The organism is Streptomyces sp. NPDC059852, assembly GCF_042731455.1.
Lineage (GTDB): Bacteria > Actinomycetota > Actinomycetes > Streptomycetales > Streptomycetaceae > Streptomyces.
Window position 1 is genome coordinate 109,810 of record NZ_JBHWJK010000015.1, and the last position, 26,265, is coordinate 136,074.

Annotated in this window: 24 protein-coding genes and 1 pseudogene; 12 read left to right on the forward strand and 13 right to left on the reverse strand. The window is 73.3% G+C overall.

Annotated features, from left to right (window positions below; genetic code table 11):
* Window positions 1-73: 73 nt before the first annotated feature.
* Window positions 74-1,168, forward strand: coding sequence for an AI-2E family transporter (locus tag ACFV46_RS20470; protein ID WP_361929348.1), 1,095 nt, complete (start codon window positions 74-76; stop codon window positions 1,166-1,168).
* Here the strand turns inward: ACFV46_RS20470 and ACFV46_RS20475 are convergent.
* Complete coding sequence (locus ACFV46_RS20475) at window positions 1,102-3,285, reverse strand: SpoIIE family protein phosphatase (protein ID WP_361929345.1); 2,184 nt, start codon at window positions 3,283-3,285, stop codon at window positions 1,102-1,104. The two genes, ACFV46_RS20470 and ACFV46_RS20475, sit on opposite strands and share 67 nt — an antisense overlap.
* 202 nt (window positions 3,286-3,487) lie before the next feature.
* Here ACFV46_RS20475 and aspS point away from each other — a divergent pair, with 202 nt between their 5' ends.
* Window positions 3,488-5,251, forward strand: coding sequence for an aspartate--tRNA ligase (aspS, locus tag ACFV46_RS20480; protein WP_361929342.1), 1,764 nt, complete (start codon window positions 3,488-3,490; stop codon window positions 5,249-5,251).
* Window positions 5,252-5,324: 73 nt separating this feature from the next.
* On the opposite strand, the gene ACFV46_RS20485 is transcribed toward aspS, so the two are convergent.
* The 4 genes and pseudogenes from ACFV46_RS20485 to ACFV46_RS20500 all read right to left on the reverse strand — a co-directional run bounded on the left by ACFV46_RS20485 (window position 5,325) and on the right by ACFV46_RS20500 (window position 7,578).
* A complete protein-coding gene (locus ACFV46_RS20485) occupies window positions 5,325-6,086 on the reverse strand; it encodes a hypothetical protein (RefSeq protein WP_385499079.1) in 762 nt (253 codons plus the stop codon).
* Window positions 6,087-6,105: 19 nt separating this feature from the next.
* A pseudogene (locus ACFV46_RS20490) lies at window positions 6,106-6,192 on the reverse strand (PH domain-containing protein); the annotation flags it as partial.
* Window positions 6,192-6,668, reverse strand: a complete 477-nt coding sequence (locus tag ACFV46_RS20495; RefSeq protein ID WP_361929337.1) for a hypothetical protein — start codon at window positions 6,666-6,668, stop codon at window positions 6,192-6,194. The pseudogene ACFV46_RS20490 and the gene ACFV46_RS20495, both read right to left, overlap by 1 nt.
* 364 nt (window positions 6,669-7,032) lie before the next feature.
* A complete protein-coding gene (locus tag ACFV46_RS20500) occupies window positions 7,033-7,578 on the reverse strand; it encodes an ATP-binding protein (RefSeq protein ID WP_376727598.1) in 546 nt (181 codons plus the stop codon).
* A gap of 156 nt (window positions 7,579-7,734) precedes the next feature.
* On the opposite strand from ACFV46_RS20500, the gene ACFV46_RS20505 reads away from it, so the two are divergent.
* Together ACFV46_RS20505 and ACFV46_RS20510 are read left to right on the forward strand one after the other, a co-directional pair.
* Entirely contained in the window at window positions 7,735-8,586 is an 852-nt protein-coding gene (locus ACFV46_RS20505) for a helix-turn-helix domain-containing protein (RefSeq protein ID WP_376727599.1), read from the forward strand.
* Window positions 8,583-8,807, forward strand: a complete 225-nt coding sequence (locus ACFV46_RS20510; RefSeq protein ID WP_086871341.1) for a DUF397 domain-containing protein — start codon at window positions 8,583-8,585, stop codon at window positions 8,805-8,807. Before ACFV46_RS20505 ends, ACFV46_RS20510 begins: the two co-directional genes overlap by 4 nt.
* Here the strand turns inward: ACFV46_RS20510 and metG are convergent.
* Both metG and ACFV46_RS20520 read right to left on the reverse strand, forming a co-directional pair.
* Window positions 8,780-10,489, reverse strand: coding sequence for a methionine--tRNA ligase (metG, locus tag ACFV46_RS20515; RefSeq protein WP_361929325.1), 1,710 nt, complete (start codon window positions 10,487-10,489; stop codon window positions 8,780-8,782). The two genes, ACFV46_RS20510 and metG, sit on opposite strands and share 28 nt — an antisense overlap.
* A 156-nt stretch (window positions 10,490-10,645) precedes the next feature.
* Window positions 10,646-12,160 carry a VWA domain-containing protein gene (locus ACFV46_RS20520; protein ID WP_385499082.1) on the reverse strand — a complete coding sequence of 505 codons (1,515 nt, stop codon included), beginning with the start codon at window positions 12,158-12,160 and terminating at the stop codon, window positions 10,646-10,648.
* A 265-nt stretch (window positions 12,161-12,425) separates the two neighbouring features.
* On the opposite strand from ACFV46_RS20520, the gene ACFV46_RS20525 reads away from it, so the two are divergent.
* Complete coding sequence (locus ACFV46_RS20525) at window positions 12,426-14,495, forward strand: PhoX family protein (protein ID WP_385499083.1); 2,070 nt, start codon at window positions 12,426-12,428, stop codon at window positions 14,493-14,495.
* 17 nt (window positions 14,496-14,512) lie between these two features.
* On the opposite strand, the gene ACFV46_RS20530 is transcribed toward ACFV46_RS20525, so the two are convergent.
* The gene (locus ACFV46_RS20530; RefSeq protein ID WP_361929317.1) at window positions 14,513-15,460 is read right to left on the reverse strand and encodes a LysR family transcriptional regulator; all 948 of its coding nucleotides are present in this window, start codon (window positions 15,458-15,460) and stop codon (window positions 14,513-14,515) included.
* A gap of 172 nt (window positions 15,461-15,632) precedes the next feature.
* Here ACFV46_RS20530 and snpA point away from each other — a divergent pair, with 172 nt between their 5' ends.
* Complete coding sequence (gene snpA / locus ACFV46_RS20535) at window positions 15,633-16,298, forward strand: snapalysin (RefSeq protein WP_376727604.1); 666 nt, start codon at window positions 15,633-15,635, stop codon at window positions 16,296-16,298.
* A 70-nt stretch (window positions 16,299-16,368) separates the two neighbouring features.
* Here the strand turns inward: snpA and ACFV46_RS20540 are convergent, their stop codons facing one another.
* The 3 genes from ACFV46_RS20540 to ACFV46_RS20550 all read right to left on the reverse strand — a co-directional run bounded on the left by ACFV46_RS20540 (window position 16,369) and on the right by ACFV46_RS20550 (window position 18,875).
* Window positions 16,369-17,346 (reverse strand): endonuclease/exonuclease/phosphatase family protein, encoded by a 978-nt coding sequence (locus tag ACFV46_RS20540; protein ID WP_376727605.1) that lies wholly within the window; start codon window positions 17,344-17,346, stop codon window positions 16,369-16,371.
* 61 nt (window positions 17,347-17,407) lie between these two features.
* A complete protein-coding gene (locus ACFV46_RS20545) occupies window positions 17,408-18,322 on the reverse strand; it encodes a hypothetical protein (protein ID WP_376727606.1) in 915 nt (304 codons plus the stop codon).
* Window positions 18,323-18,434: 112 nt separating this feature from the next.
* Window positions 18,435-18,875: a hypothetical protein gene (locus ACFV46_RS20550; RefSeq protein WP_361929306.1), complete on the reverse strand. Its 441-nt coding sequence runs from the start codon at window positions 18,873-18,875 to the stop codon at window positions 18,435-18,437.
* A gap of 143 nt (window positions 18,876-19,018) precedes the next feature.
* On the opposite strand from ACFV46_RS20550, the gene ACFV46_RS20555 reads away from it, so the two are divergent.
* The gene (locus tag ACFV46_RS20555) at window positions 19,019-20,215 is read left to right on the forward strand and encodes a PP2C family protein-serine/threonine phosphatase (RefSeq protein WP_385499086.1); all 1,197 of its coding nucleotides are present in this window, start codon (window positions 19,019-19,021) and stop codon (window positions 20,213-20,215) included.
* Window positions 20,216-20,284: 69 nt separating this feature from the next.
* Entirely contained in the window at window positions 20,285-21,349 is a 1,065-nt protein-coding gene (locus ACFV46_RS20560) for a hypothetical protein (RefSeq protein ID WP_385499088.1), read from the forward strand.
* Between the two features lie 35 nt (window positions 21,350-21,384).
* Here ACFV46_RS20560 and ACFV46_RS20565 read toward each other — a convergent pair whose 3' ends face one another.
* Complete coding sequence (locus ACFV46_RS20565; RefSeq protein WP_361929297.1) at window positions 21,385-21,555, reverse strand: hypothetical protein; 171 nt, start codon at window positions 21,553-21,555, stop codon at window positions 21,385-21,387.
* A gap of 98 nt (window positions 21,556-21,653) precedes the next feature.
* Here ACFV46_RS20565 and ACFV46_RS20570 point away from each other — a divergent pair, with 98 nt between their 5' ends.
* From ACFV46_RS20570 to ACFV46_RS20580, 3 genes are all read left to right on the forward strand, one after another.
* Window positions 21,654-23,003, forward strand: a complete 1,350-nt coding sequence (locus tag ACFV46_RS20570; protein ID WP_385499089.1) for a helix-turn-helix domain-containing protein — start codon at window positions 21,654-21,656, stop codon at window positions 23,001-23,003.
* A 193-nt stretch (window positions 23,004-23,196) separates the two neighbouring features.
* Window positions 23,197-23,880 carry a GAF and ANTAR domain-containing protein gene (locus ACFV46_RS20575; RefSeq protein WP_376727610.1) on the forward strand — a complete coding sequence of 228 codons (684 nt, stop codon included), beginning with the start codon at window positions 23,197-23,199 and terminating at the stop codon, window positions 23,878-23,880.
* A gap of 32 nt (window positions 23,881-23,912) precedes the next feature.
* Window positions 23,913-24,191 (forward strand): ribosomal protein L7/L12, encoded by a 279-nt coding sequence (locus ACFV46_RS20580; RefSeq protein ID WP_376727611.1) that lies wholly within the window; start codon window positions 23,913-23,915, stop codon window positions 24,189-24,191.
* 19 nt (window positions 24,192-24,210) lie between these two features.
* Here ACFV46_RS20580 and ACFV46_RS20585 read toward each other — a convergent pair whose 3' ends face one another.
* Window positions 24,211-24,969: a hypothetical protein gene (locus ACFV46_RS20585; protein ID WP_361929290.1), complete on the reverse strand. Its 759-nt coding sequence runs from the start codon at window positions 24,967-24,969 to the stop codon at window positions 24,211-24,213.
* A gap of 285 nt (window positions 24,970-25,254) precedes the next feature.
* On the opposite strand from ACFV46_RS20585, the gene ACFV46_RS20590 reads away from it, so the two are divergent.
* Entirely contained in the window at window positions 25,255-26,226 is a 972-nt protein-coding gene (locus ACFV46_RS20590) for a nucleoside hydrolase (RefSeq protein ID WP_376727612.1), read from the forward strand.
* Window positions 26,227-26,265: the final 39 nt, after the last annotated feature.

Genomic DNA, 26,265 nt, shown 5'->3' on the forward strand with positions numbered 1-26,265 from the left:
GCCTTTCGCCGTCCGTCACCCGCCCGGATCGCCCGCGCACGACACCCGGCCCCGGGCATGGTCCGCTGGAGGCGTGCAGGCTCCCACCCCGTTGCTGCCCGAGCCCGTCCGGCGGCTCGCCGCCTGGTGCGCCGTCGTCCTGCTCGTCGCCGGAGTCGTCTACGTCGGCATCCGGTTGACGGTGGAGCTGAGCACCGCGGTCGTGCCGGTGCTGCTCGCCCTGCTCGGGACGGCCCTGCTCGGCCCGCTGCACCGGCGGCTGGTCAAGGCGGGCGTGAACCGGTCCCTGGCCGCCGGGCTCACCTGTGTCGCCGTGGTGGCCGTGGTCGGCGGGGCCGTCTACATCGTCGCCGCCGCCATCGTGGAGAGCGGCGACGAGATCGTCGCCTCGCTCAAGCAGGCCGGGCGCGACCTCACCGGGCGCTTCGGACCGGCCGGGACCTCGCTCGACGACCTCGCCGGCAACTCCCGCCAACTGCTGTCCCGGTTCGGCGAGACCGCCGCCTCCGGTGTCATCAGCGGGGTCAGCGTGGTCGGCGAGAGCATCGCGATCGGCGTGCTCGCGCTGCTGCTCGTGTTCTTCTTCCTGCGCGACTCCGACCGGGCCGCCGGCGCGCTGCGCTCCCTGGTGCCCCGGCACAGCGGCGACCTCACCGAGGCCATGGCCCGGCGGGCCTTCCGGGCCGTCGAGGGATTCATGCGCGGGACCACCTTCATCGCCCTCATCGACGCCGTGTGCATCACCGTCGGACTGCTGATCCTCGATGTGCCGGGCGCGGTCGGGCTGGGCGCGCTCGTCTTCATCGGGGCGTACATCCCCTATCTGGGGGCCTTCATCTCCGGGGCCGTCGCCGTCCTCGTCGCGCTCGCCGACCGGGGGTTCGTCATCGCGCTGTGGGTCCTCGGCATCGTGCTCGCCGTGCAGCAACTGGAGGGGCATGTGCTGACCCCGATGATCCAGAGCCGTACGGTCCAGATGCACCCGGCCGTCGTCATGGTGACGATCACCGCGGGCGCCTCCGTGGCCGGCATCCTCGGCATGCTGCTCGCCGTGCCCCTGACGGCCGCCGCCACCGGCGTCGCCCACGAGCTGAGGGAGCGTTACGCCCGCCCCGACCCGCCCGGCGCCACCGCCGTACCGGAGCCGTCGCCGCCGCCGGACTCGTAGAGCTCGAACCAGATGCTCTTGCCCTCGCCCCGGGGGTCCACCCCCCAGGCGTGCGCCAGCAGCTCGATCAGGACCAGGCCCCGCCCGGACGACGCCAGTTCCCCGGGCCGGCGCATGTGCGGCAGGTCGTCACTGGTGTCGGACACCTCCACCCGCAGCCGGCGGCCCTCCGGCCCGTCCCCCACCTCGGCCAGGAACAGGGCGTCCGCGTCCGTGTGCACGAGGACGTTGGTCAGCGTCTCCGACAGCAGCAGCACCGCCGAGTCGACGTGGTCGGGGACCGGCCAGTCGTGCAGCAGCTCCCGCAACTGCTGGCGCGCCACCGCCACACGCTCCGGCTCCGCCTGGGCCACCGACATCATCGTGCGGCGGACCGCGTCCCGTGCGGCGGCCCGGGTGCCGGCCGTCCCCTGGCACGTCCGGCGCAGCAGCAGCACCGCGATGTCGTCCTCGCGCCGGTCGGCGAGCGGCCCGGTCGTGTGGTGCGAGGACGGGCCGTGCACGGCCTGCACGAGCGCGTCGGCGAGTCCCTCCAGATCGCCGTCGTGGCCCTCCAGGACCGTACGGATACGGCTCCAGCCGGTGTCCAGGTCGTGGCCGCCGGTCTCGATCAGGCCGTCCGTGCAGATCAGCATGGTCTCGCCGTGGCCCAGGGCGATCGTGGTGGTCGGGTAGTCGGCGTCCGGGTCGATGCCGAGCGGCAGACCGCCGGCCGTCGGGCGGTGCAGCACCGTGCCGTCGGCCATCCGGATGGCCGGGTCGGGGTGCCCGGCCCGCGCGATCTCCAGCAGCCCGGTCGCCGGATCGACCTCCACGTACAGGCAGGTCGCGAAGCGCAGTGCGGCGGGGTCCTCACCGGGGGAGCCGAACGTCATGCCGTGCAGGAAGCGGGAGGCGCGGGACAGCACCGCGTCGGGGCGGTGGCCCTCGGAGGCGTAGGCGCGCAGGGCGATCCGCAGCTGGCCCATCAGCCCGGCCGCCCGGACGTCGTGGCCCTGCACATCACCGATGACCAGGGCGAAGCGGCCACCGCCGGTCGCCGGCCCGCCAGGCAGCGGGATCATGTCGTACCAGTCGCCGCCGACCTGGAGCCCGCCGCCGGTCGGGACATAGCGCGCGGCGACGGCCATGCCCGGTATCTCGGGGCCCAGCCGGGGCAGCATCGACCGCTGGAGACCGTCCGTCAGCTCGCGCGCGGACTCGGCGGCCTCGGCCCGGGACAGGGCCTGGGCGAGCATACGGGCGACCGTCGTGAGCACCGAGCGCTCGTCCGGGGTGAAGGCGACCGGATAGGTGAAGGCGGCCATCCAGGCGCCCATCGTGCGGCCGGCCACGATCAACGGCAGGAACGCCCAGGACCGGCGGTCGAAGTGCGCGGCCAGCGGCCAGGTCGCCGGATAGCGCTCCTTGTACTGCTCGGGGGAGGACAGATAGACGGCGCGGCCGGTGCGGACGACATCGGCGGCGGGGTAGTCGGAGTCCAGCGTCAGCCCCTTGAAGGGGTCCTCGTCGCCGGGCTCGTGGCCGTGGTGGCCGATGACCGTCAGCCGGTCGCCCGTGACGCCGAACACCGCGAGCCCGTCCGGGGAGAAGCCCGGCATGGCCAGGCCCGCCGCGACCCGCAGCACCTCCGACGTCGAGCGTGCCTCCGCCAGCGCCCGGCCCGCGTCCAGCAGGAACGCCTCCCGGGAGCGCCGCCAGTCACCGGTGACGGCGGTGCGCTGCGAGGAGGTGCCCGGCGCCGGTTCGGTGACCTCCTGGAGGGAGCCGGTCACCTCGTAGGCGTGCTTCTCCCGGTCGAAGGCGGCGTGGAAGCGGCTGCGCGCGACCCGGACGACCCGTCCCCGGTCGTCCATGATCCGTACGCGCACCTCGCCGAGCGTGCCCTCGGCCACCGCCAGCTGGATCACGGACGTGATCTCGTTCCAGTCCACCGGATGCAGACGTGCCCGGACCTGGGCCTGGCTGAGCGTGCGGGTCTCGGCGGGCAGCGCGAGCAGGCGTGCCGCCTCCGCGTCGACCGTGACCAGCCCGGTGTCCGTGTCCCAGTGCCACAGCCCCGTCGCGAGGACGGTGAGGACCTCCTCCACGGCGGGCAGGGCCTCACCCGTATGCATGGCCCCACTGTAAGAAGAGCCGATCGGACCGTGCCACCGAAGCCGTGCGGGCTCCCGTCCGCCGGCCGGGGCCCGGGGCGCGGGAAAACGGTGGGGAGGCGATCATGGGCTGCCCGGTAGGCTTGGGGGGAGTTTCACGTGAAACAAAGCCTCTCCTTCACGGGAACCACGCCCCCGATCCGCGAAGACTGGATGAACGACGATGCATCGGTACAGGTCCCACACCTGCGGCGAGCTCCGCTCCTCTGACGTCGGCACCGACGTCCGGCTGAGTGGCTGGCTGCACAATCGGCGAGACCTGGGCGGCATCCTCTTCATCGATCTGCGCGACCACTACGGCATCACGCAGCTCGTGGCCCGCCCCGGCACCCCCGCCTACGAGGCCCTGGACAAGGTCTCCAAGGAGTCCACGGTCCGCGTCGACGGCAAGGTCGTCTCCCGCGGCGCCGAGAACGTCAACCCCGACCTGCCCACCGGTGAGATCGAGGTCGAGGTCGGTGAGGTCGAGCTGCTCGGCGCCGCCGCCCCGCTGCCGTTCACGATCAACGCCGAGGACGGGGTCAACGAGGAGCGGCGTCTGGAGTACCGCTTCCTCGACCTGCGCCGCGAGCGCATGCACAAGAACATCATGCTGCGGTCGTCGGTCATCGCCTCGATCCGCTCGAAGATGGTCGCCCTCGGCTTCAACGAGATGGCGACGCCGATCCTGTCCGCGACCTCCCCCGAGGGCGCCCGTGACTTCGTCGTCCCGTCCCGGCTGAACCCGGGCAAGTTCTACGCCCTGCCGCAGGCGCCGCAGCAGTTCAAGCAGCTGCTGATGATCTCGGGCTTCGACCGCTACTTCCAGATCGCGCCCTGCTTCCGCGACGAGGACGCCCGCGCCGACCGCTCGCCGGGCGAGTTCTACCAGCTCGACGTCGAGATGAGCTTCGTCGAGCAGGAGGACGTCTTCCAGCCGATCGAGAAGCTCATGACCGAGCTGTTCGAGGAGTTCGGCAACGGCCGCCACGTGACGTCGCCGTTCCCGCGCATCCCGTTCCGCGAGGCGATGCTGAAGTACGGCTCCGACAAGCCGGACCTGCGCGCCCAGCTGGAGCTCGTCGACATCACCGACATCTTCGAGGGCTCGGAGTTCAAGGCGTTCGCCGGCAAGCACGTACGCGCGCTGCCGGTGCCGGACGTCTCCGGCCAGCCCCGCAAGTTCTTCGACCAGCTCGGTGACTACGCGGTCTCGCAGGGCGCCAAGGGCCTGGCCTGGGTGCGCGTCGGCGAGGACGGCTCGCTGACCGGCCCGATCGCGAAGTTCCTCACCGAGGAGAACGTCGCCGAGCTGACCAAGCGCCTCGCGCTGGCCCCCGGCCACGCGGTGTTCTTCGGCGCGGGCGAGTTCGACGAGGTCTCGAAGATCATGGGCGCGGTCCGCGTCGAGGCCGCCAAGCGCGCCGGCCACTTCGAGGAGGACGTCTTCCGCTTCTGCTGGATCGTCGACTTCCCGATGTACGAGAAGGACGAGGAGACCGGCGCGATCGACTTCTCGCACAACCCCTTCTCGATGCCGCAGGGCGGCCTGGAGGCCCTGGAGACCCAGGACCCGCTGGACATCCTGGGCTGGCAGTACGACATCGTCTGCAACGGCGTCGAGCTGTCCTCCGGTGCCATCCGGAACCACGAGCCGGAGATCATGCTCAAGGCGTTCGAGATCGCCGGCTACGACCGCGAGACGGTCGAGGAGAAGTTCGCCGGCATGCTGCGCGCCTTCCGCTTCGGCGCCCCGCCGCACGGCGGCATCGCCCCCGGCGTCGACCGCATCGTGATGCTCCTCGCCGACGAGCCGAACATCCGCGAGACGATCGCCTTCCCGCTCAACGGCAACGCCCAGGACCTGATGATGGGCGCGCCGACGGAGCTGGAGGAGGCCCGGCTGAAGGAGCTGCACCTGTCGGTGCGCAAGCCCCAGCCGAAGTAGGCGGAACGCACGAAGGGCGGTGGCCCGGAACCGACAGGGTTCCGGGCCACCGCCCTTCGTGGATGTCCTCCGGTCACTCCTCGGGCTCGGGTGGTGGCCGGAGGGCCTCCTCCTCCAGCAGGCGCTCGGCGATGTCGTCGGCCCAGGCGCGGATCCAGCGGCGCAGCGCCGGTGCGGCGTCCTCGGGAAGCCCCCGGGCGGTGAACTCCCGGTCGTCCAGGAGGTCCGTCGCCTCCAGCCGGGACTGCAGGTCGGCGAGGTCGAACGTGTCCCAGGCGTGCCGTCGGCCCTGCTCCTCCAGATCGGGGAAGGTCCAGCCGGGCGCGGTCAGGTACACGTCGACGACGTCCCGGGCGGTGCCGCGGTCGGCCAGGGCGCGGACCTTCGTGCCGATGACGTCCTCCAGGGCGAGCGCCGGGCCCAGGTCGGTGGTGACCGGGGGCCGCCAGAAGGTCTCCTTGACGACGTCGACCGTGCGCTCCTCGCCGGTGTCCGGGTCGGTGACGAGCAGCCGCGCCGAGAGCGGGTCGGTCTCCACCGGGCGTACCTCCCAGCCGCGTTCGGCGAGACCGGCGCGGAGCACGGCCGCGATCCGGTCCATGGGTTCGGCGGTCTGGGTGGCGACCTCCAGCGGACGCGGGCGGCGCGGCCCGCGCCGACGCCGGTGGTCCTCCGCGCCCGGCAGTTCCAGCGCCTCCGCGCGCGGGGGTGCCTCCCGCCGCGGGGCGGGGGCGAGCCCGTGGGCGCGTACGGCGCACTCGCCGGCCAGGACGAGCGCGAAGCGGGCGCCCACGGTCAGGACGTCGTCGGTGAGATGGCGGCGGCTGGGGATCATGATCCGCCGATTATGGCCCCTACTGGGCGACGAACTGCGTCAGGATCGCCTGCACCTCGTAGATCTTCAGCTCGGCGTCGAGGTCAAAGGTGCCGGCCGAGGAGATCAGGTGTCGTAGGAGCCGTCCCACGGCTCGCCGAAGCCCAGGTGGTCCGGGTACAGCTCGGCCCAGCCCTCCCCGTCGTCCTCCCCGGTCACGAGACCGAACAAAACGTTGTCGACGGTGAGTTGGAAGGGCCGCACCGCGATGTCCGTGTACGTGCGCCGCGGGAGGCCGCGCAGCCGGGTCGCGAGGTGGACGCGGGCCCGGGAGAGCACGGAGCCAGGACCGTCGGGGTCGCGCTGCTGCTCGGCCCAGGTGCCCGCGCACCAGATCTCCGAGTCGCGGTACGTCCCGTCGGTGTCGAAGGTGTGCAGCACCGCGTAGAGGCGTTTCTGTTCTTCCCAGCCGGGACCGAGCTCGAAGCCCTTGGGGAAGGCGTAGGTGACGGACCCCATGAACTGCCCGTCTTCGTAACAGCCGATCGCCTCGGTGCGGCCGTGGGGCTCGTAGGCGATCGGAATGACCTCTGGGACTGCCATGGCGAAAACCATACGGTCGTTCCGGGGGTGGTGGTGGCGGTGGGGTCCGATCGTTGCCGAGTGGTTGGCCAAATCTTCTCTATGGTCCCGAGTTGGTGTGGGTCTCGGGTCCTTCTTCATAGGGGGGCGCCGGCGATCCGGTGCCCGTCGGGGTGGTTCTTGCCCGGGATACGGGACTGGGGGCGCGCGGGCGCGCTAGGGTTTTCGGTGTCCATCGGGAAGTCGCTTTTCCTCGGTGGTCAGGCCCTCGCCTTGGGAATGCCAGTCCCGGCGAGGGCCGTCGCATGTCTGGGGGTTGTCTCGTGCTGCTGGCGCTGAGCGTACGGCAGGCAACCGGTCCCGATTTCAGCCCACTTGGGCATATTCACTCGCCGGAGTGAGTTTGCCCGGCGGGAGGGAGGAGTGGGGCTTGGCGGGGTGCTTTCTCCCCCGTGGGTGGTGCATAGGGACCGCAGGTGGGACCGGAGTGTGGGGTTTCACGTTCCGGTGCCTGAGAGGCGGCGAGGGTGACCTCGGCCCAGACGGTCTTGCGGGGTGGCAGGCTGCGGGAGACGCCCCAGCGGTCGGCGAGGGCGGTCACGAGGGTCAGTCCGCGGCCGGACTCGGAGGTCGGGTCGGAGGGCCGGTGGCACGGGATGTCGTCACCGCGCGTGTCCGTGACCTCGATGCGGAGCGTGCCGCCGACGACGTAGAGCAGGAGCTGGAAGTTCCGGCCGGGGACGCGTCCGTGGCTGGCCGCGTTGTTCGCCAGCTCGGCCACGATGAGCTGGGCCGGGTCCAACGGCAGGCCCCAGGCGAGCAGTTGCTGGGTGGCGAGCAGGCGGGCGAGGCGGGCACCCCGGGGCGTGGGGGACAGCAGGACGCTGAAGTCGCGGATGGCGTGTTCGGGGGCGACGAGCTTCTGATTCACGTCACTCAGAGTGGCCGCATGTGCCTACCGTGGGGAGTGACGCCATGGTTGCGTACGGTGACTGTCCGGTCGTTGTCCGGTGCTGTCCGGGCCTGTCGGGTCGTTGCGCACGGGTAGGGCGTCGCTGGTACGAGGCGGTACGACGGAGGGGTGCGCATGCTGAGGACGGAGGCGGACGAACCGGGGTGGGAGGTCGACCCGGACGACGAGTGGGGCGTGGCCGTGGTCGCCACCGTGGGACGGCAGTTGAAGCTCCGGCGCGAGGCGGTGGGGATGCGGGCCGGGGAGTTCGGCAGGGCGGTGGGGTACGGCGAGGACCTCGTCTACAAGATCGAGAGCGGTAAGCGGATTCCCCGGCAGGAGTATCTGGACAGGGCGGACGAGGTGCTGGGGGCGGGTGGGCTGCTCGCGGCGATGAAGGAGGACGTGGCCAAGGTCCGGTACCCGAAGCGCGTGCGCGAACTGGGGGAGCTGGAGGCGAGGGCGGTGGAGATCGGGGTGTACGAATGCAACAGCGTGCACGGGCTGTTGCAGACTCCGGACCACGCCCGGGCCCTGATGGAGGCGGCCCAGCCGCCCTACTCGGCGGGCGACGTGGAACGCATGGTGGCCGCGCGACTGGCCCGTCAGTCCGTCTTCGAACGCGACCCTGCGCCGTCGCTGCACTTCGTCCTGGAAGAGGCACCGGTACGCCGGCAGGTCGGGGGCACAATGGTGTGGCAACGGCAGCTCGAACGCCTGTTGGAGGTGGGGCGGTTGAACAGCGTCACGCTCCAGGTCATGCCGACGAACACGGACGCTCACCCAGGCGTGGACGGCAAGATCGAGCTGCTGAAGTTCCCGGACGGCACGGCACTGGGACGCTCCGACGGGGCGTTCAGCGGGAGGCCGACCGGGGATCCGAAACAGCTGCGCATCCTTGAGCTGCGGTATGGCACGATCCGGGCGCAGGCACTCCCTCCCAGGGAGTCGCTGGCCTTCATCGAGAGACTGCTGGGAGAGACATGACCCGCGAGACCCCTGCCGAGCTGGAGTGGTTCAAGAGCAGCTACAGCAGCGGCACGGACGGCAACTCCTGTGTCGAGCTCGCCCTCGCCCCCGGCACCGTGCACGTCCGTGACTCCAAGTACGGCGACGCCGGCCCCCGCCTCGCGCTCGGGGCGGAGGCGTGGGCCGGCTTCGTCGGGTGGCCGGCGTCGGACTACTCGCCGCCGAAGCGCTCCTTGTAGAGCTCCAGGTCGTCGTCCGTCAGCTTGGCGAAGAGGACCGGCGGGACGATGAAGGGGGTGCCGACCGGGACGGCGGTCAGGGAGCGGGCCTCGTCCGGGGTGACCCAGGTCGCCGTGTCGTCCGGCAGGGAGAACGCCTGACGCATCGCCTTCGACGTCGTCGGGATGAACGGCTCCGACACCACCGCGTACAGGTGGATCAGGTTCATCGCCGTGCGCAGCGTCAGCGCCGCCGCGTCCTTGTCGGTCTTGATCTCCAGCCAGGGGGCCTTCTCCTCCAGGTAGGAGTTGCCCGCCGACCACAGCGCCCGCAGGGCCGCCGCCGCCTTGCGGAACTGCAGCGACTCCATGTGCGACTCGTACTCGGCCAGCAGCTCCGCGATCTGCCCGCCCAGCCTCGTCTCCGCCTCGCCGGGCTCGCCGCCCGCCGGGACCTCCTCGCCGAAGCGCTTCTTCGAGAAGGACAGGACGCGGTTGACGAAGTTGCCCAGGGTGTCGGCGAGGTCCTTGTTCACCGTCGCGATGAAGTGCTCCCAGGTGAAGGACGCGTCGTCCGACTCGGGGGCGTTGGCGATCAGGAAGTAGCGCCAGTAGTCGGCGGGCAGGATCTCCAGCGCCTGGTCCGTGAAGACACCGCGCTTCTGGGAGGTCGAGAACTTCCCGCCGTAGTACGTCAGCCAGTTGAACGCCTTGACGAAGTCGACCTTCTTCCACGGCTCCCGGATGCCCAGCTCGGTCGCCGGGAACATCACGGTGTGGAAGGGGACGTTGTCCTTCGCCATGAACTGCGTGTAGCGGACGTCGGTGTCGACGTCGTACCACCACGACTTCCAGTCGCGGTTCTCCGGGTCCTGGTCGGCCCACTCCTTCGTCGACCCCAGGTACTCGATCGGGGCGTCGAACCACACGTAGAAGACCTTGCCCTCGGCCGCCAGCTCCGGCCAGGTGTCCGCCGGGACGGGCACACCCCAGTCCAGGTCACGGGTGATCGCCCGGTCGTGCAGGCCCTCCGTCAGCCACTTGTGGGCGATGGAGGAGGCCAGGTGCGGCCAGACGCCGTCGTGGCGGGACACCCACTCCGCGACCTCGTTCTGCAGCTTGGACTGGAGGAGGAAGAGGTGCTTGGTCTCGCGGACCTCCAGGTCCGTGGAGCCGGAGATCGCCGAGCGCGGCTCGATCAGGTCGGTCGGGTCCAGGACGCGCGTGCAGTTCTCGCACTGGTCGCCGCGGGCCTTGTCGTAGCCGCAGTGCGGGCAGGTGCCCTCGACGTAGCGGTCCGGCAGGAAGCGGCCGTCGGCCGGGCTGTAGACCTGGCGGATCGCGCGCTCTTCGATGAAGCCGTTCTCGTGCAGCTTGCGGGCGAAGTGCTGGGTGATCTCGACGTTCTCCTGGCTGGAGCTGCGGCCGAAGTGGTCGAAGGCCAGCGAGAAGCCGTCGTAGACCGCCTTCTGCGCGTCGTGCGCCTGGGCGCAGAACGCGTCCACGGGGAGGCCCTGCTCCTTCGCCGCCAGCTCGGCCGGGGTGCCGTGCTCGTCGGTGGCGCAGATGTACAGGACGTCGTGGCCACGCTGGCGGAGGTACCGGGAGTACACGTCCGCCGGGAGCATGGACCCCACCATGTTGCCCAGGTGCTTGATCCCGTTGATGTACGGAAGGGCGCTGGTGATGAGGTGTCGAGCCATCGCGGGCTGCTCCCAGGTCGTTACGTGGGGTGACGGGTGCCGGGTTTCGCGGCCGCTGCCGTCACTTTCGAACCTTGAAATCGTAGCCGACACGGGCGAGCCGCCCGCCTCCCGTTTTGAGGGGTGGGAAGCGGGCGGCTCGGGTGCCTGGGGGTCCTACGGGCGCCAGGACGACAGGATGCCGTCGTAGAGCTGGTCGTCCGTGAGCTCCAGGGGGGACTCTCCCGCGAAGAACGTCGCGGTGTTGCCGGTCTTCAGCTTGCGGAGGTAGTCGAACGCCTTCTGCTCGGGGTCTCCGAAGGCGACGATCGAGAAGAAGACGTTCGGGTGCTTCTTCGCCGCGTCCGTGAGGGCCTGGTTGGCCGGGGTCTTGGCGTCGGGGGCGCCGTCCGTCTGGAACACGACCAGGGCCGGGGTGTCGGGGGCCGTCTTGGCGTGGTGGGCGACGACCTCCTCCACGGCGACGTGGTAGCTGGTACGGCCCATGCGGCCGAGGGCGGCGTGGAGCTCGTCGATCTTGTTCTCGTGCTCGGTGAGGGTGAGTTCGCCGGTGCCGTCGAGTTCGGTGGAGAAGAAGACGACGTGGACCGTCGGGTCCTTGTCGTCCAGGTGGGCGGCGAGGGCGAGGGTCTGCTCGGCGAGGGCCTGGGCGGAGCCGTCCTTGTAGTACGGCCGCATGGAGGCGGAGCGGTCGAGGACGAGGTAGGTCTTGGCGCGGGTGCCGGTGAGGTTGTGGGTGGCGAGGGCCTTGGCGGCGGCGGTGTGGGCGGTGCGGAGGTTTGCCGGGACGGCTGTGTCGGCTGCGGCTGCGCCGGTGGGGTCGGAGGCCTCGGCTTCGCCTTCGGCCTGGGTGTTCCCACCCGCATCACCCGTGCTGCTTTCGTCGTCGGGTGCGGGTGGCCCCTGCGGGGCTTCCTCGCCGTCGGCGGCTGCGGCGGGTTCCGGCTCTTCCTCGACCTTCGGAGCCTCCGGCTCCTCGGCCTCCGGCTCCGGGGCGGCCTCGGCGACCGGCTCCTGCTCGGGCGCGGTCTCGGGCTCGGGCTCGGCGGCCGGCTCGGGCTCGGTGGCGGGCTCGGGCTGCTCCTCGGCCTTGGGGGCCTCCGACTGGTCGGCTTCCGCGGCCGGCTCGGGGGCGGCCTCGGGCTCCGGGGTCGGTTCGGGCTCCGGCTCAGCGGCGGGCTCCACCTCGGCGGCCGGTTCGGGCTCCGGCTCGGGGGCGGGCTCCACCTCGGCGGCCGGTTCGGGCTCGGGCTCGGGGGCGGGCTCCAGCTGCTGCTCCGCCTCGGCCTTCGGCTCCTCGGTCGCCGGCTCCTCGGGCTTCGGGGCCTCCGTGGCCGCCTCGGCCACCGGTGCCGGCTCCGTGGCCGGTTCTTCGACCTGGGTGGTCGGCTCGGGGGCCGGGGTCGGCTCCGGCTCGGACGTCGCCGGTTCCGCCGCCGGAGGCGTCTGCTTGGGGACCGTCACGTTGTCGAAGGCCGCCGAGACCAGGTCGTGCTCGTTCTCGGTGTCCGGCTTCTCCGGCTCGGCGGAGCGGGGCTCCGGGACCGTCGCGGTAGCGGTGGTCGTGGCGGTCGGCTGCGGTTCCTGCGAAGGAGTCGCACCCTCCGCCTCGGCGGTCCGCCCCTTGCGTGACCGGCCGAACGCGTTCCGCAGGAGAGTGAGAATGCCCATGTGCGCAACCCTTCGCGTGAGTTGATGCCCGTAGATCCCTGGCCAGGACGGACACGTAAGGTTAGCGGCCCCCGGTGGTGATCTTGGGGAGGGGTGAACACAGGCTCTTCCGTCCGTCAAGGTCGCATCGAGCCGCCCGTCGGCGTCCCGTACAGCCACCCTCGGTTCACTCCTCGTTCACGCTCGCGCCCCGCTGCCGCTCGCACGCACCCCTACCGTCCCCCACGCCGCACTTCAAGGGGAAGCAAGGGGAGAACCAGCAGCCATGCGTATCCAGTTGCCGATCATCAGCGTCGACGGCGCCGCGCACCACGGGGGCAGGGCCGCCCTGACCTGCCGTTTCCGGTGCGGGGACGCCTGTTTCCACGAGGTCCCGAACACCAGCGCCAACCCGTACGTCGGGGACGTCGTCGCCGGCGCCCTCAGCCGCCGTACCGTGATGCGGGCCGCCGCCGTCGTCACCGCGGCCGCCGCGGCCGGGGTCTCCGCGACCGTCGCGGCGCCGCGGGCGAGCGCGGCGGAAGCGCGCGCCTCCCACGCCTCCCACGGCTCCCGGGGCGCGCGCGGGCTGCGGTTCACGCCCGTCGCGCCCAACACCGCCGACACCGTGACGATCCCGGACGGGTACGCCCAGAACGTCGTCATCCGCTGGGGCGAGCCCATCCTGCGCGGGGCGCCCGCCTTCGACCCGGACCGGCAGACCGCCGAGGCGCAGGCGAAGCAGTTCGGCTACAACAACGACTTCCTCGCCCTGCTCCCGCTGCACGGCGAGCCCCACCGGCAGGTCCTCGTCGCCAACCACGAGTACACCGACGAGGTGCTGATGTTCCGGGGGTACGACCCCGAGAACCCGACCCGGCAGCAGGTCGAGGTCGCCTGGGCGGCCCATGGGCTGTCCGCCGTGGTCGTGGAGGAGGACCGGCGGTCCGGGAGGCTCACGCCGGTGCCCCGGCATCCGCTGAACCGGCGCGTGACGGCGACCACCGAGTTCCGGGTGACCGGGCCGGCCGCCGGGTCCGACCTGCTGAAGACCTCCGCCGACCCGACCGGCCGGAAGGTGCTCGGCACCCTCAACAACTGCTCCGGCGGCGTCACCCCGTGGGGCACCACGCTGCACGGCGAGGAGAACTTCAACCAGTACTTCGCGGGCGCCACCCGCGCCACCGACAAGCGGTACGGGCTGGGCAGTGGCGCGACCGAGCGCAAGTGGGAGCGGTTCGACCGGCGCTTCGACGTGGCCCGGGAGCCCAACGAGCCGCACCGCTTCGGCTGGGTCGTCGAGCTGGACCCGTACGACCCGACGGCCGCGCCCCGCAAGCGCACCGCGCTGGGCCGGTTCAAGCACGAGGGCGCGACCGTGCGGCTGACCGACGACGGGCGGCCGGTCGTGTACTCCGGGGACGACGAGCGCTTCGACTACTTCTACAAGTTCGTCGGCAGCAAGCGGATGCGGAAGGGGGCGGGCCGGGCCGTCCGGGAGCACAATCTGTCGCTGCTGGACGAGGGGACGTTGTATGTCGCCCGGCTCAGCGGCGACTCCCCCGCCATCGAGATCGACGGGACCGGGAAGCTGCCCGCTGACGGGGAGTTCGACGGCGGTGGCGAGTGGATCCCGCTGGCCACCGCCACCGCGCACGGGGCCGTCTCGCACGTCGAGGGGATGAGCGCGGAGGAGGTGTTCGTCTTCACGCGGCTCGCCGGGGACAAGGTGGGCGCCACCAAGATGGACCGGCCCGAGGACATCGAGCCCAACCCGCACACCGGCAAGGTGTACGTGGCCCTGACCAACAACAGCAACCGGGGCGTCGGGTCCAACCCCGGGCCGGACGAGGCCAACCCGCGCCGCGCCAACAAGCACGGCCAGATCCTGGAGCTGACCGAGCACCGCGGCCGGGCCGACAGCGAGCGGTTCGCCTGGTCGCTGTTCCTGGTGGCGGGCGACCCGGACGACCCGGCGACCTACTTCGCCGGGTTCCCGAAGGACCAGGTCTCGCCGATCTCCTGCCCGGACAACGTGGCCTTCGACCCCCACGGCAACCTGTGGATCTCCACGGACGGCAACGCCCTGGGCCACCACGACGGCCTCTTCGGCGTCGCCACGCGCGGGGAGCGGCGCGGCGAGCTCAAGCAGTTCCTGACGATGCCGAAGGGAGCCGAGACCTGCGGTCCGCTCGTCCAGGACCGGCGGGTGCTCGTCTCCGTGCAGCATCCGGGGGAGATCGACGGGGCGACGGCCGAGAAGCCGCTGAGCGCCTGGCCCGACGGGCCCGGCCGGATCAACCGGCCCGCGGTGGTGGCGGTGTGGCGCCGGGACGGGCGGGACATCGGCGTCTGAGGCCGGTCGGACGCCGGTCAGGGGAGGGCTGGAACGCGCCGCGGACGCCGTTCGCCGTCGTGTTCCAGCCAGTCCCGGTACGCCGGTGCCTGCCGGGCCGCCTCCCAGTACGCCTCCTCCAGCGCGGGGTAGACGCCGTCGAGGTCGGTCTCCGCGCGGGCGGCCAGCAGCAGCCGTACGCCGAGGGGGTCGCCCCGCAGCCGGCGTACGGCCATGGTGGGGCTGTCGGCGTGGGTGGGCTGGCAGACGGTGACGACCTCACCGGTGGCCACCAGGGCGTCGGCGGTGTAGTAGTCGCCGTGCAGGACCCGCGGGCTGACGCCGGCCGCGCGGAACATCCGCTGGACGGCGTCCCATTCGCCGTCGACGGTGGGGTCGACCATCCAGCGGTCGCCGGCGAGGTCGCGGAGGTCGACCTCGCGCCGGGCGGCGGCCGGGTGGTCGGTGGGCAGGGACACGAACTGCGGTTCGCGGTCCATCAGCACGCGCAGCCGCAGCTCCGGCGGGATACGCAGGGGGCATCCCTCCACCTCGTGCACGAAGGCGACGTCCAGCTGCCCGTCGGCGACCATGCGCAGCAGGGCGTTGGGGGAGACGTTCATGTGGAGGCTGGGGTCCTGCCCGTGGCGGCGCAGCCGGCGCAGCCAGCCCGCCAGGGCCTTGCTCGCGGTCGAGCCGACCCGCAGGGCGGCGCCGCCCATCGCGGCGGCCCGTGCCTCGGTGACGAGGGCGCGCATCTCGGACACCAGGGGGCGGGCGCGGCTGAGGACGAGACGGCCCAGCGGGGTGGGCCGGCAGCCGGTCCGGGCCCGCAGGAACAGCGGGCCGCCGAGCTCCTGCTCGATGCGGCGCAGTTGTGTGCTCAACGATGGCTGGGCGACGCCCAGTTGCCGCGCGGCCCGGTGCAGACTGCCGGTGTCGGCTATCGCGCACAGCGCGCGGAGGTGTCTCACCTCGAGCTCCATGCCCTGGGAGACTAAAGCGGAAGGACTGGTTTCACCAGCCACCCAAATCCCCTCCGAACACGGCGAATCGGGGCCCTGATAGGCCCGTGCTATCGCCGATTGCCATCATCACAGCGGCTTTTCGGACGCGGACACTCGCCTTGACGACTCACCCCCCACCTAGGAGTCATCGATGCGCATGTCCTTCGTCCTGTCCGCCCGTACGACGGCGGCGGCCGCTCTCGGTGTCGCGGCCCTCGGCCTCGGCATGGTCGCCCCGGCGACCGCGGCCCCGGCTCCCGTCCAGGCCGGCTTCACCGCCGGTCCGGCCGGCTCCGACGCCTCGGAGGCCTTCTTCCAGGCCGTGCTGAAGTCGGTCGCCGAGAAGCAGGCGGCCCGTCCGACGGCCGCCGCGGCCGTCACCGTCGTCTACGACGCCTCGGGCGCGCCCACGTTCAGCGCGCAGATAGCCCGCAGCGCCCAGATCTGGAACAGCTCGGTCTCCAACGTCAAGCTCCAGTCCGGTTCGAACGCCGACTTCACCTACCGCGAGGGCAACGACTCGCGTGGCTCGTACGCCTCGACGGACGGGCACGGCAACGGGTACGTCTTCCTCGACTACCAGCAGAACCAGCAGTACGACTCCACCCGCGTCACCACGCACGAGACGGGTCACGTCCTCGGGCTGCCGGACCACTACGAGGGCCCTTGCAGCGAGCTCATGTCGGGCGGTGGCCCCGGCCCGTCGTGCACCAACTCCCAGCCGGACTCCAACGAGCGGGCCCGGGTCGAGCAGCTGTGGGCCAACGGGTTCGCCGCCGCGCTCGACAAGGCCCTCGACAAGGGAGCCCGCCGGTAGGGCGGTTCCCCCGTTCCACCCCCCACATGACGCGGCCGCCCTCCTGCACAGGGCGGCCGCGCCCATGTCGTCAGCCGGGCGGCCGGTGCAGGGTGATGTCGGCGAGCAGGGCGCGGTGGTCGGTGCCGGGCAGGTCCAGGAAGCGGGTGGCGCGCACCGAGAAGTCCCGGGAGAGCAGCACGTGGTCGATCTGGGCGCCGAACGGGGGTGCCGTGCGGGACGGCCAGCTCGGGGTGCGGTCGTGGCCGCCGAGCCGGGCCGCGTCCCGCAGACCGGTGTCGAGGACGCGGCGGAAGGCCGCGTGGTCCTGGGAGGCGTTGAAGTCCCCGGCGAGCACGAGCGGGGCGCGGCCGCGCCCGGCGGAGAGGTCGCGCAGCCGCCCGAGTTCGCGGCGCCAGGGCCCGGTCCTGCCGGGCAGCGGCGGCATGGGGTGCGCGAGCTGGAGCCGTACCGGCCGCCCCCGGACGTCGGCGACGGCGCCCGGCATGGCCATGGTGCCGTCGACGCCCTCGGCGGGGGCGAGCGGGAACCGGCTGAGCAGGACCGAGCCGTGGGACCCGGCGGCCACCTCCGCCACCCGGTGCGGATAGGCGGAGCCGAGTTCCCGGCGCAGGACGGCGTCGCAGGTCTGCTCGCACTCCTGGACGAACACGAGGTCCGGTCGCTCGCGGCGGACGGCGGCGGCCAGCGCGCCGGCCGCGTGCCCGAACTCGACGTTCGAGGTCAGGACGCGCACGGAGGCCAGCGGTGGTCCTTCCGGCCGCCCGCTCCTGCCGTACGGCTCGATGAACCAGGCCAGCAGGCCGAGCAGCGCGACCGCCCAGACCAGGCCGGTCCACCAGCGGGCGAGCAGGGCGAGCAGCAGTCCGGCCACGGTGGGCACGAGCAGCCAGGGCAGGAAGGCCAGCAGCTGCGGGACGGGGGTCAGGGCGTCGGTGTCGGCGGCCCGGCAGGCGACGACGACGGTGACGGCGAGCAGGAGCAGCGCGGCGAGCCACCGCCCGGCCCTGTGGCGTCGGCGTCCGTTCTGGTTCCCCCGGTCTGTCACGGCGACGACGTTACGAGGTGGGGCGCGCGGATGCCAGGAGCGCCGGGTCCCCCGCGTCCCGTCAGACGCGGGCGCGCGTCGGCGGGCGGGCGGGGTCCGTGGCGGGCCGGGCGGCCTCCCGGCGCCGGGCCAGGTGGCCGGTGAGGCGGGCCGCGAGGGCCACGGCCAGGCCGAGGGCGACCAGGGACCAGGCCACCGAGCGCAGCGGCTGGGTCAGCGCGTCGTAGACGGCTCCGGCGGCCGGGCGGTGGGCGGCCTCGGGCAGGTCGGCGAGCGTCAGCCGGCGGCCGAGGGACACGGCGAGGACCAGGAGCGCGCCCCCCAGGGCCGTGCCGAGCGCGGTCGCGGTGACCGCGCGGCGGCGGCAGGCGGCGACGGCGATCCCGGCCGCCGCGAGCACGGCGGCGGCCACGGGCAGCCAGAACCCGGCGACCTCCAGCACGTCGTACCCCCTCCTGAGCCGGGCCAGCTCGTCGGCGCCGAGCACGGGCACCTCGGTGTGCTCGACCGGGATGTGCCGGGCGACGGTCACGTGGTCGTCCAGCAGCCGCTCCTTGACCTGCGCGGTGATCGGCGCGAGGTCGACGGTGACGGGGCCCGCGCGGCCGTCGCGCAGGGCGTCCAGGAGGGCGTCGTGGACCGCCCGGTTGCCGGCGTCCCAGGCGGTGCGGAAGGTCGCGGTGCGGGTGAAGGAGTCGGCCGCGTCCCGGACGAAGGGGCGGACCGTGCCGGGTGCGGGCGCCGCGGGCGACCCGGCCAGCCGGCGGTCGACCTCGCGCATGATCCCGGTGCCCAGGGCGTCGGCGGCCGCCCGCCGTACGGCCGGGTCGGAGGCGAGCGGCGCCATGGCCGTGACGTAGCGGCCGGTGTCGGCGAGCCCGTACGCGGCCCAGGCCGCCGACGCGCCGAACGGCAGGAGGAGGCACGACAGCGCGATCAGCGCCGCCGACAGACCGTCACGCAGCCGGGTGGACACCCCTCAAGCGAAGGACGGCACGGCCCGGGGCGCCCGCCGGGTGCCTGCATCCGGGCGCACGGTTCCCCTCTCCGGTGGAGGCTCCGGTGCAGCGTTCACCCGAACGGGTGTGTCAGGTCCGCCGGCCCTCGGCGTCCTCGTGCGTGTAGTAGCGGTAGAACAGCACGACGAAACAGGCCGCGCCGAGCGCGAGCCCCATCAGGGACGACCTGACGACGCTGTGGCCGGTCTGGCTGTACAGGAACCCGACCGCGCTGCCGGTGAAGGCGGCCCACAGGATCGCGTGCATCTCGCGCCGCATCTGGCCGGAGACGGCCCGGACGGCGACGAACAGCAGCATGAACACCGCCGCGGAGACGAAGCCCAGAAGCAGGTTCCAGCCGGTGATCTCGCCGCCGGCACGGCGGTCGGCCGCCACCCAGAAGCCGTAGATCAGACCGAGGACTACGGGGACCGCCACGTGCGCGACGCGGTGCGCGCGCGGGCTGAGGATGTCGGTCGCCGGGCGTGCGCTCGCCGTGCGCCGCCGGGACGCGGGTGCCGCATGAGCCATGGGAGCACTCCTTCCTCTCCGCCCCCGCCCTCCAGAGCACACCTGGGGCGGCGGCCTGGCAAGTCGGCGCCGTGCGCCGGCTCGGTGTCGCCGGCTCGGGTACCCGGATGCGGCCCACCGGACGCCGTGTTTCGCTGAGGCGCATGAGGGCCGTCAGCGACGGTGAGGTCAGCCCGCTGGGTGACATGCGCCGGGCGCGGCCCCTGCGCGTGCGCGGCAGGAGCGTGGCCTGGGTGCCGCCGCTGCTGCTCCTCGTCGGCATCGTGGCCGTGGACTTCTGGACCGGCCGCGACTTCCGCATCCTGTCCTGGATCGTGCTGGTGCCCGGCACCGCGGCCGCGATCTGCGGGGTGTGGGGGACGGCCGCGTACGCCGTCCTCGCGCCCCTGACGTACATCGCGGCCGACGCGGTCCTGCCGCACCAGTTCCAGGCGGGGCTGCCCGACCTGATCCTGGCCGCGATCGGCGGTGTCCTCGCCACGCTGGCCTGCGCGGTCCGGGTGCGCGGCGAGGAGCGGATACTGCACATCGAGGACGTGGCGGCCACCATCCGGCGCACCGTGCTGCGCCCGCTGCCGCCCGGCTGGGGCGGCCTGGAGCACGCGGCCGTCTATCTCGCCTCCGACAGCGAGGCCCGGGTCGGCGGCGACTTCTACGACATCCAGACCGGGCTGCACGGCACGCGCGTCATCCTCGGCGACGTCCAGGGCAAGGGGCTCGGCGCGGTCGAGGTGGCCGCCGCGCTGCTCAGCACGTTCCGGGAGGCCGGCTACCACGAGCCGGACCTGCCGACGATCGCCGCCCGGCTGGAGGTGCGGCTCGAGCGGCATGTGCGGATGCGGGCCGCGCTCGGCCGGGAGGACGACGACCGGTTCGCGACGGTCGTCCTGGTCGGGTTCCCGGACGCCGAGCCGGAGACCATCGAGGCCCTGGTGCTCGGGCACCACAGCCCTCTCGTCGTCGGGCCCGACGGGGTACGGGAGGTGCGGTGCCGCACCGCCCGCCTCCCCGTCGGGATGGGCGGACTCGACCCGTCCGCGGGGCCGCCGCAGGTGCTGCGGGCGCCGCTGCGGTACGGCGAGACGCTGCTGCTGACGACCGACGGGGTCACCGAGGCACGGGACGGCCGCGGCGCCTTCTTCCCGCTGGCCGGCACGGTCGCCGACGCCGTCGCCGCCGATCCCGGGCTGGCGCGGCCGGGCCGGCTGGTCGACTTCGTCCGGGAGAGCACGCTGCGGCACAGCGGCGGGCATCTCGGCGACGACACCACGGTGTTCGCGGTCCGCCGCATCCCCCCGGCGGGGAAGGGGCGGCGGGGGGACGGACGTTCACCCGCCTGAGATCCCCTTCCCCCACGCACAGCGGTTACGGTGCTGCCGTACGTGATCGACGGGGACGGGGAGGGACCGATGCCCGGAACAGTGCTGCTGCTCGCCGCAGCTCCGGCCGGCCGGGGGCGTCTGGTGGACGCCGCGTCCGTGCTCCCGGTGCTGGCCGCCGTGCCGCCGCCCGTGCTGTCCGGCACCGACACCGCGAACGTCGTGGAGCTCGCCGACCCGCTGGAGCCGCAGGCCGTCCTGACCCGGCTGCGGGCCGCCGCCGTCTCCCCCGGCCCGCTCACCGTGTTCGTCACCGGCCAGCTGCACCTGGACCGGCGCCAGCGCCTGCCGCATCTCGCGCTGGCCCGCTCGACGCCGGCCACGATCCGCTACTCGGGTCTTCCGTGGCACTGGTTCCGGGACGAACTGCGTCTGCGGCCACCGGGGTCGACGTCCCTCCTCCTCGACCTGCACGCCGACGCCGAGACCTGGGAGTGGCTGCGCGCCCACCCCCTGGACTGCGGCCGCGGCAGCACCGTCCTCGGCCGGATCGCCCCGCCTCCGGGCCGCAGGGCGCCGGCCGGCCCCGTGTACATGAAGGCGGTGGCCACGCTGCTGCGCAGCGGGCTCCGGCCGCCGCTGGACCGGCTCCACGAGCAGGCGCTGGCACGGATCGCGCCGGAGGCCGGAGTGGGCGTCGACCTGGTGCTGACCGCGTACCCGCCCGCGCCGGGCGACCCGCACGCCGCGATCTCCGAAGCCGCGCGGGCCGGGCGGCACGCGGAGGCGGACGCGCTGGCCGCCGGGCACGAGAGGACGGCCGTGCACACCCACGGGCCCGCCTCGGAGCAGGCCCTGCACTGGATCGAGGTCCGCGCGGACCTGGCGATGCTGGCGGGGGACCCGGTGCGCAGCTGCCGCACCTGGCTGACGGTCGCCTCGGCGCGGCTGACCGCCGGGCAGTCCCCGGACGCGCCCGCGGTGGAGTCGGCGGTCGACCACGCCCATCACCAGTGGCGCCGGATCGACGACCCGGCGCTCGCGCGTGAGCTCGGCCCGATCCTGGTGGAACTGCGCAGCCGGGTGCCGGGCCGCCGGCGGGGCGCCCTGGAGAACGTGCACCGGCAGCTGCGGCAGCTCCAGGTCAGCGGGTGAGCGCCGGGGCCGGGCGCGTGGCGATTCCGTGAGACCTACCGCGTGCGGGCCTGCGGAATGACATGCTGAGTCCGCTGCTGTTCCGGTTTCGGCTCCATCGCTCTCGCCGGACCCGCGTTGGCCGCCAGGATCAGGGTCGTCACGGCGACCACCGCGGCGGCGACGCCCCGGGTGTAGCGCTCGGTGGTGCTGGTGCGTTGCTGCACGGCGACCTCGCAACAGCCAAGGGTTAACCACGTTTAATACGCGGTTTAACCTAGGGGCTGTCGCAGTGGAACGGCAAGGGCACCAGGGGGAGTTGAGCGTGTCGGACCGTGATGATCCGGGGACCATCGGACGCCGGGTGCAGCAGTTGCGCGCCGACCGGGGCCTGACCCAGCGGCAGTTGGCCGAACCGGCGTACACCCCCGCCTACATCTCGACCCTGGAGGCGGGCCGGGTGCGCGCCTCCGACGAGGCGCTGCGGCACATCGCCGACCGGCTCGGGGTCGCCTTCGAGGAGCTGGCCACCGGCCGGCCCGCCCATCTCGTCACCGATCTGCGGCTGCGGCTCACCGAGGCCCAGCGCGTCCTCGCCACCGGCGACACCGACGCGGCGGCCGTCCAGTTCACCGACCTGCTCGCCGAGGCGACGGCCCACGACCTCGCCGAGGAGCGGGCCGCCGCGCTGATCGGGCTCGGCGACTGCGGCCTCGACGCCGGTGAACTGGACGCCGCGCGCGGCCACTTCGAGCAGGCCGAGCAGGTGCTCACGGCGGCCGGGGCGCCACTGCCCGCCCGGGCGCCGGCCGTGCGCGGGCGCGCCGTCTCGCACTACCTCACCGGTGAACTGCGGTACGCCGTCTACCTCCTGGAGTCCGCCCTCGACGAGCTGAACCGCGGCGGACTGCACGACCCGGACGCCCTTCTGCTGCTGTACGCCAGCGTCATCGGGCCCTACATGGACATGGGCGCCCACGCGCGGGCCGCCCAGGCCGCCGAGTACGCCCTGGCCCTCGCCCCGCAGGCCGGCGACCCCGCGCTGGTGGCCCGGATGCACCGGTCCGTGGCCCGCACCCTGCTCGCCGAGGGCCGGATCGCCGAGGCCGACGCCTCGCTCGCCAAGGCCGCCGAGCTGTACCGGCAGCTCCAGATCCGCACCGAGCTCGCCAACTGCCACTGGATGCGCGGCTACATCTACGCCCAGAACGGCGACCTGGAGCGCGCCGAGGCGGAGATGCGCGAGGCGCAGACCATGCTGACGGCCCAGCGCGCCGCCCTGTACACCAGCCAGGTCGCCGTCGAACTCGCCGACGTGCTGCACCGGCGCGGCAAGTCCGCCGAGGCCGCCGCTCTGCTCCACGAGGTCCTCAGCGACCTCAGCTCCGAGCGCGGCGCCCTGCACTCCGCCGCCGCCCACCGGCTGCTCGGCATCATCGCCGAGGACGCCCGCGAGACCGACACCGCCGAGGAGCACTACGTCCGTGCCCTGAGCCTGCTGGAACGCGCGGGCGCGGCCGGCGACCTGGCCGACCTGTGCCGCCTGCTGGGCGACCTGCTCCGCCGCACCGGTCGCGTCGAGGCGGCCCTGGACGCCTACCGCACCGGCCTGGGCCACCGCACGGCCCCCGGCACGACCACACTGGGGCCGGCGCCGGCGCAGCCACCGTTGTGACGGGGGTGGAACGGTGGCTGCCTGGTGGGAGCGCGCGTACCGGGTTTCGGGGGGTGGGGGCCGGGTAGTCGGGGCTGGTCCGGGGGCGGGTGGTCGGGAGCCTTCGGACCTCTGCCCGTCGCCACACCGGGAGGCATCCGTGCGGCGCGGAGAAGATCATCGTGGACCGGGGCCGGAGCGGCGTGCCGCGGACGTGATCGCCGAGAGGATGCGCGGCGCCGGGCCCGGCGAGGCGCCGGTGCGGCTGTGCCGGGCCGCCGTCGACCTGCTGCCCGTGACAGGCGCCAGCGTGTCGCTGCACCACGACGGGATGCCCCTCCAGCTCGGTGCGACCGGCCCACGGGCCGCGTATGTGACGGAGATCCAGGCCACCTTGGGCGACGGTCCCTGCCAGGGGGCCGCCCGCAGCCGCGCCCCCGTGCTCGCCGGCGATCTGACCGCAGGACGGGACGCGGCACGCTGGCCCGTCTTCGCCGAGCAGGCCACCGCGGCCGGAGTGCGGGCGGTGTACTCGCTGCCCCTCGGTGACGCCCATGTCTGCGTCGGCACCCTCGACCTCTACGGCGACACCCCCGGCGAGCTGTCCGGCCCGGACCTGCGCACGGCCCGGCTGGTCGCCGGGATGCTGACGCTGGCCCTGATGGAGCTCCCGCACGGCGAGATCACGGGTGAGCGGAGCGAGGAGGTGTGGCTGGGCGGCCTCGCCGCCGGTCACGACCCGCTCTACCAGGCCACCGGCATGATCATGGCCCAGCTCGCCGTCGGCACGGACGAGGCGCTGGCCCGGCTGCGGGCGCACGCGTTCGCGCAGGGCCGTACCGCCCTCGACGTCTCCCAGGACGTGGTGGCCCACCGGCTGCGCTTCGACACCGAGTGAACCCGGGCGCCCCGGACGGCGTCCTCCACGGCATGGAGACGATGGCAGTGATCCTCGCGGTGGCCGCCGGCGTCCTGCTCCTGCTGAGCATGCAGAGCCGGATGTCCCAGGCGGAGCGGCGTGCGGCCCGGCTCGAGCACAAGCTCGACCTGATCCTCGGGCACCTGGGGCTGCGGGAGGAGGACCCGCGCCTGGCCGAGGTGGCGGCGCTGCTGCGGGACGACAAGAAGATCCAGGCGATCAAGGTCTACCGGGAGATCACCGGCGCCGGTCTCGCGGAGGCCAAGGACGCCGTGGAGCGCATGGCCTGACCAGCACCCCCAGCGGGACTCACACCTCGGCCCGGCCCCGCTTCCTGACCTCCTCCAGCCGGCTCGTGCCCAGCTCGACGGCGGCCAGCGTGGCGTCGGACGGCACCTCGCCGAGGCCGCCGTTGGTGACGGCGATCGCGTCGTCGCCCACCCGGACGGCGGCCACGTCCAGCGTGAGCCGCGGCGCGTCCTCGTACTCGGAGACGGCGCCGACGACGATCCGCAGCGCCTGCCGGGCGTCCCCGATCTCCGGCAGGCCGACCGCCCTGACCTCCACGGACAGCGGCCCGCCCGCCGCGGTGGCGGTGAACGACCCGCACCGCTCCGGCACGTCCCCGAGCCGCCGCAGCGCCTGGTCCAGGGCGTCCGGGCGGTGGGCGACGACCTGGTAGCGCAGCTGGGCGCCGCCCCACTCGTCGTCCAGCCCGACGGCCGCCCGCGTGGTGGCGTCGGGGCCGAAGACCTCGTCCGCGTACAGCGCGTCGAGCAGGTCCCCGCACTCCGCGGGCTCGGCGGTCGCCTTCAGCATGGCCTCCCGCCAGGTCGCGAAGCCCCGCGTGGGCACCCACGACTCCCCGAGGTCGGCCTCGGTGACGAGCGCGGCCCTGGCCTGCGCCTCGGTGAGCGTCGGGGCGGCGGCCGGGGACTGCGAGGCGGGGACGTTCACGGGCGGCGGCGCGGCCTGTTCCTGACCGGCGAGCGCGCACGCGGAGACGGACAGCAGGGCGGCGGCCGAGAGCGCCGGGGCGACGAGTGCACGGGCCGGGGTACGGGGCATCGCAGGGCCTCCCTGGTCTGGGGTGAGGGACGCGCTCAAGATCGGCACGTGTTCCCAAGGCACCACCGCGGGCCCCGCCCCACCAGCGCGCCGGGCCGTCCGGGTGACACCACGGCCGCGTGGCCCGCCGCGCACGCCACCCGCCCCGAACAGCGGAGACGCCGCATGACGCCGCGCACGCGCCTCCGCGTGGCGACGCCATACGGCGACGCACTCCACCTGTACGACACCGTAAGGTCGGTTCGTAGGGCCCGCCACCGCACTGCTCCAGACAGGAGAACCGCCGTGACGAACGACGGCCGGCCGATCCCGGTGATCATCGACTGTGACACGGGCGTGGACGACGCCCTCGCGCTGCTGTTCGCGGTACGCCATCCGGGGCTGGACCTGCGCGCGGTGACCTGCGTGGCCGGCAACACGGACGTGGACGGCGTCGTGCGCAACACCCTGACCGTGCTGGAGGTGGCCGGCGCCCCGGACATCCCGGTCGCCCGCGGCGCCGCCCGCCCGCTGATCGAGCCGTCCCGCTCGGCCCGGCACGTGCACGGCGACGACGGCATGGGCGACATGAGCCTGCCCGCCCCGACCCGCGCCCCGGCCGACCTCGGCGCGGTGGACCTGCTGCGGCGGGAGATCCTGGCGTCCCCGCGCCCGGTGACCCTGATCCCGACGGCGCCCCTCACCAACATCGCCCTGCTGCTGCGCACCCACCCCGAGGTGACGGACGGCATCGAGCGGATCGTCTTCATGGGCGGCGCGGTGGCCTGCGGAAACGCCACGCCGGTCGCGGAGTTCAACGTGTGGCACGACCCGGAGGCCGCGGCGATCCTGCTCACCGCCGGGGTGCCGATCACCATGTACGGCCTGGACGTCTTCCAGCGGGTCGTGGTGCCGGGCGCGGACGTCCGCCGGCTGCGGGAGAGCACGGAACCGGGAGCCCGGCTCGCCGGAAACCTGCTCGCGCACCGGCCCGCCGCGCCGGACGTCGACGGCGACCCGGAGGCGGGCGGCATCGGGGACGCGGGCGCGGTCTGCACGGTCGTGGACCCGGCGGGCCTCACGACCCGGCTGCTCCCGGTGGAGGTCTCCCTGGCGCCGGGCCCCACCCGCGGCCAGACCCTCGTGGACCGCCGCGTCCGCCCCGGCGAGTCCGAGATCCACGCCGGGCTGCGCGAGCAGTCCCTGGTCGACGTGGCCCTCGACGTGGACGTGGACCGGTTCGTGAAGCTCTACCTGGAGACGGTCGCGGGCGTCTGACGGCCCGTCGGTCCCCTGCGCGTCCGTCGGCTCCTTCTC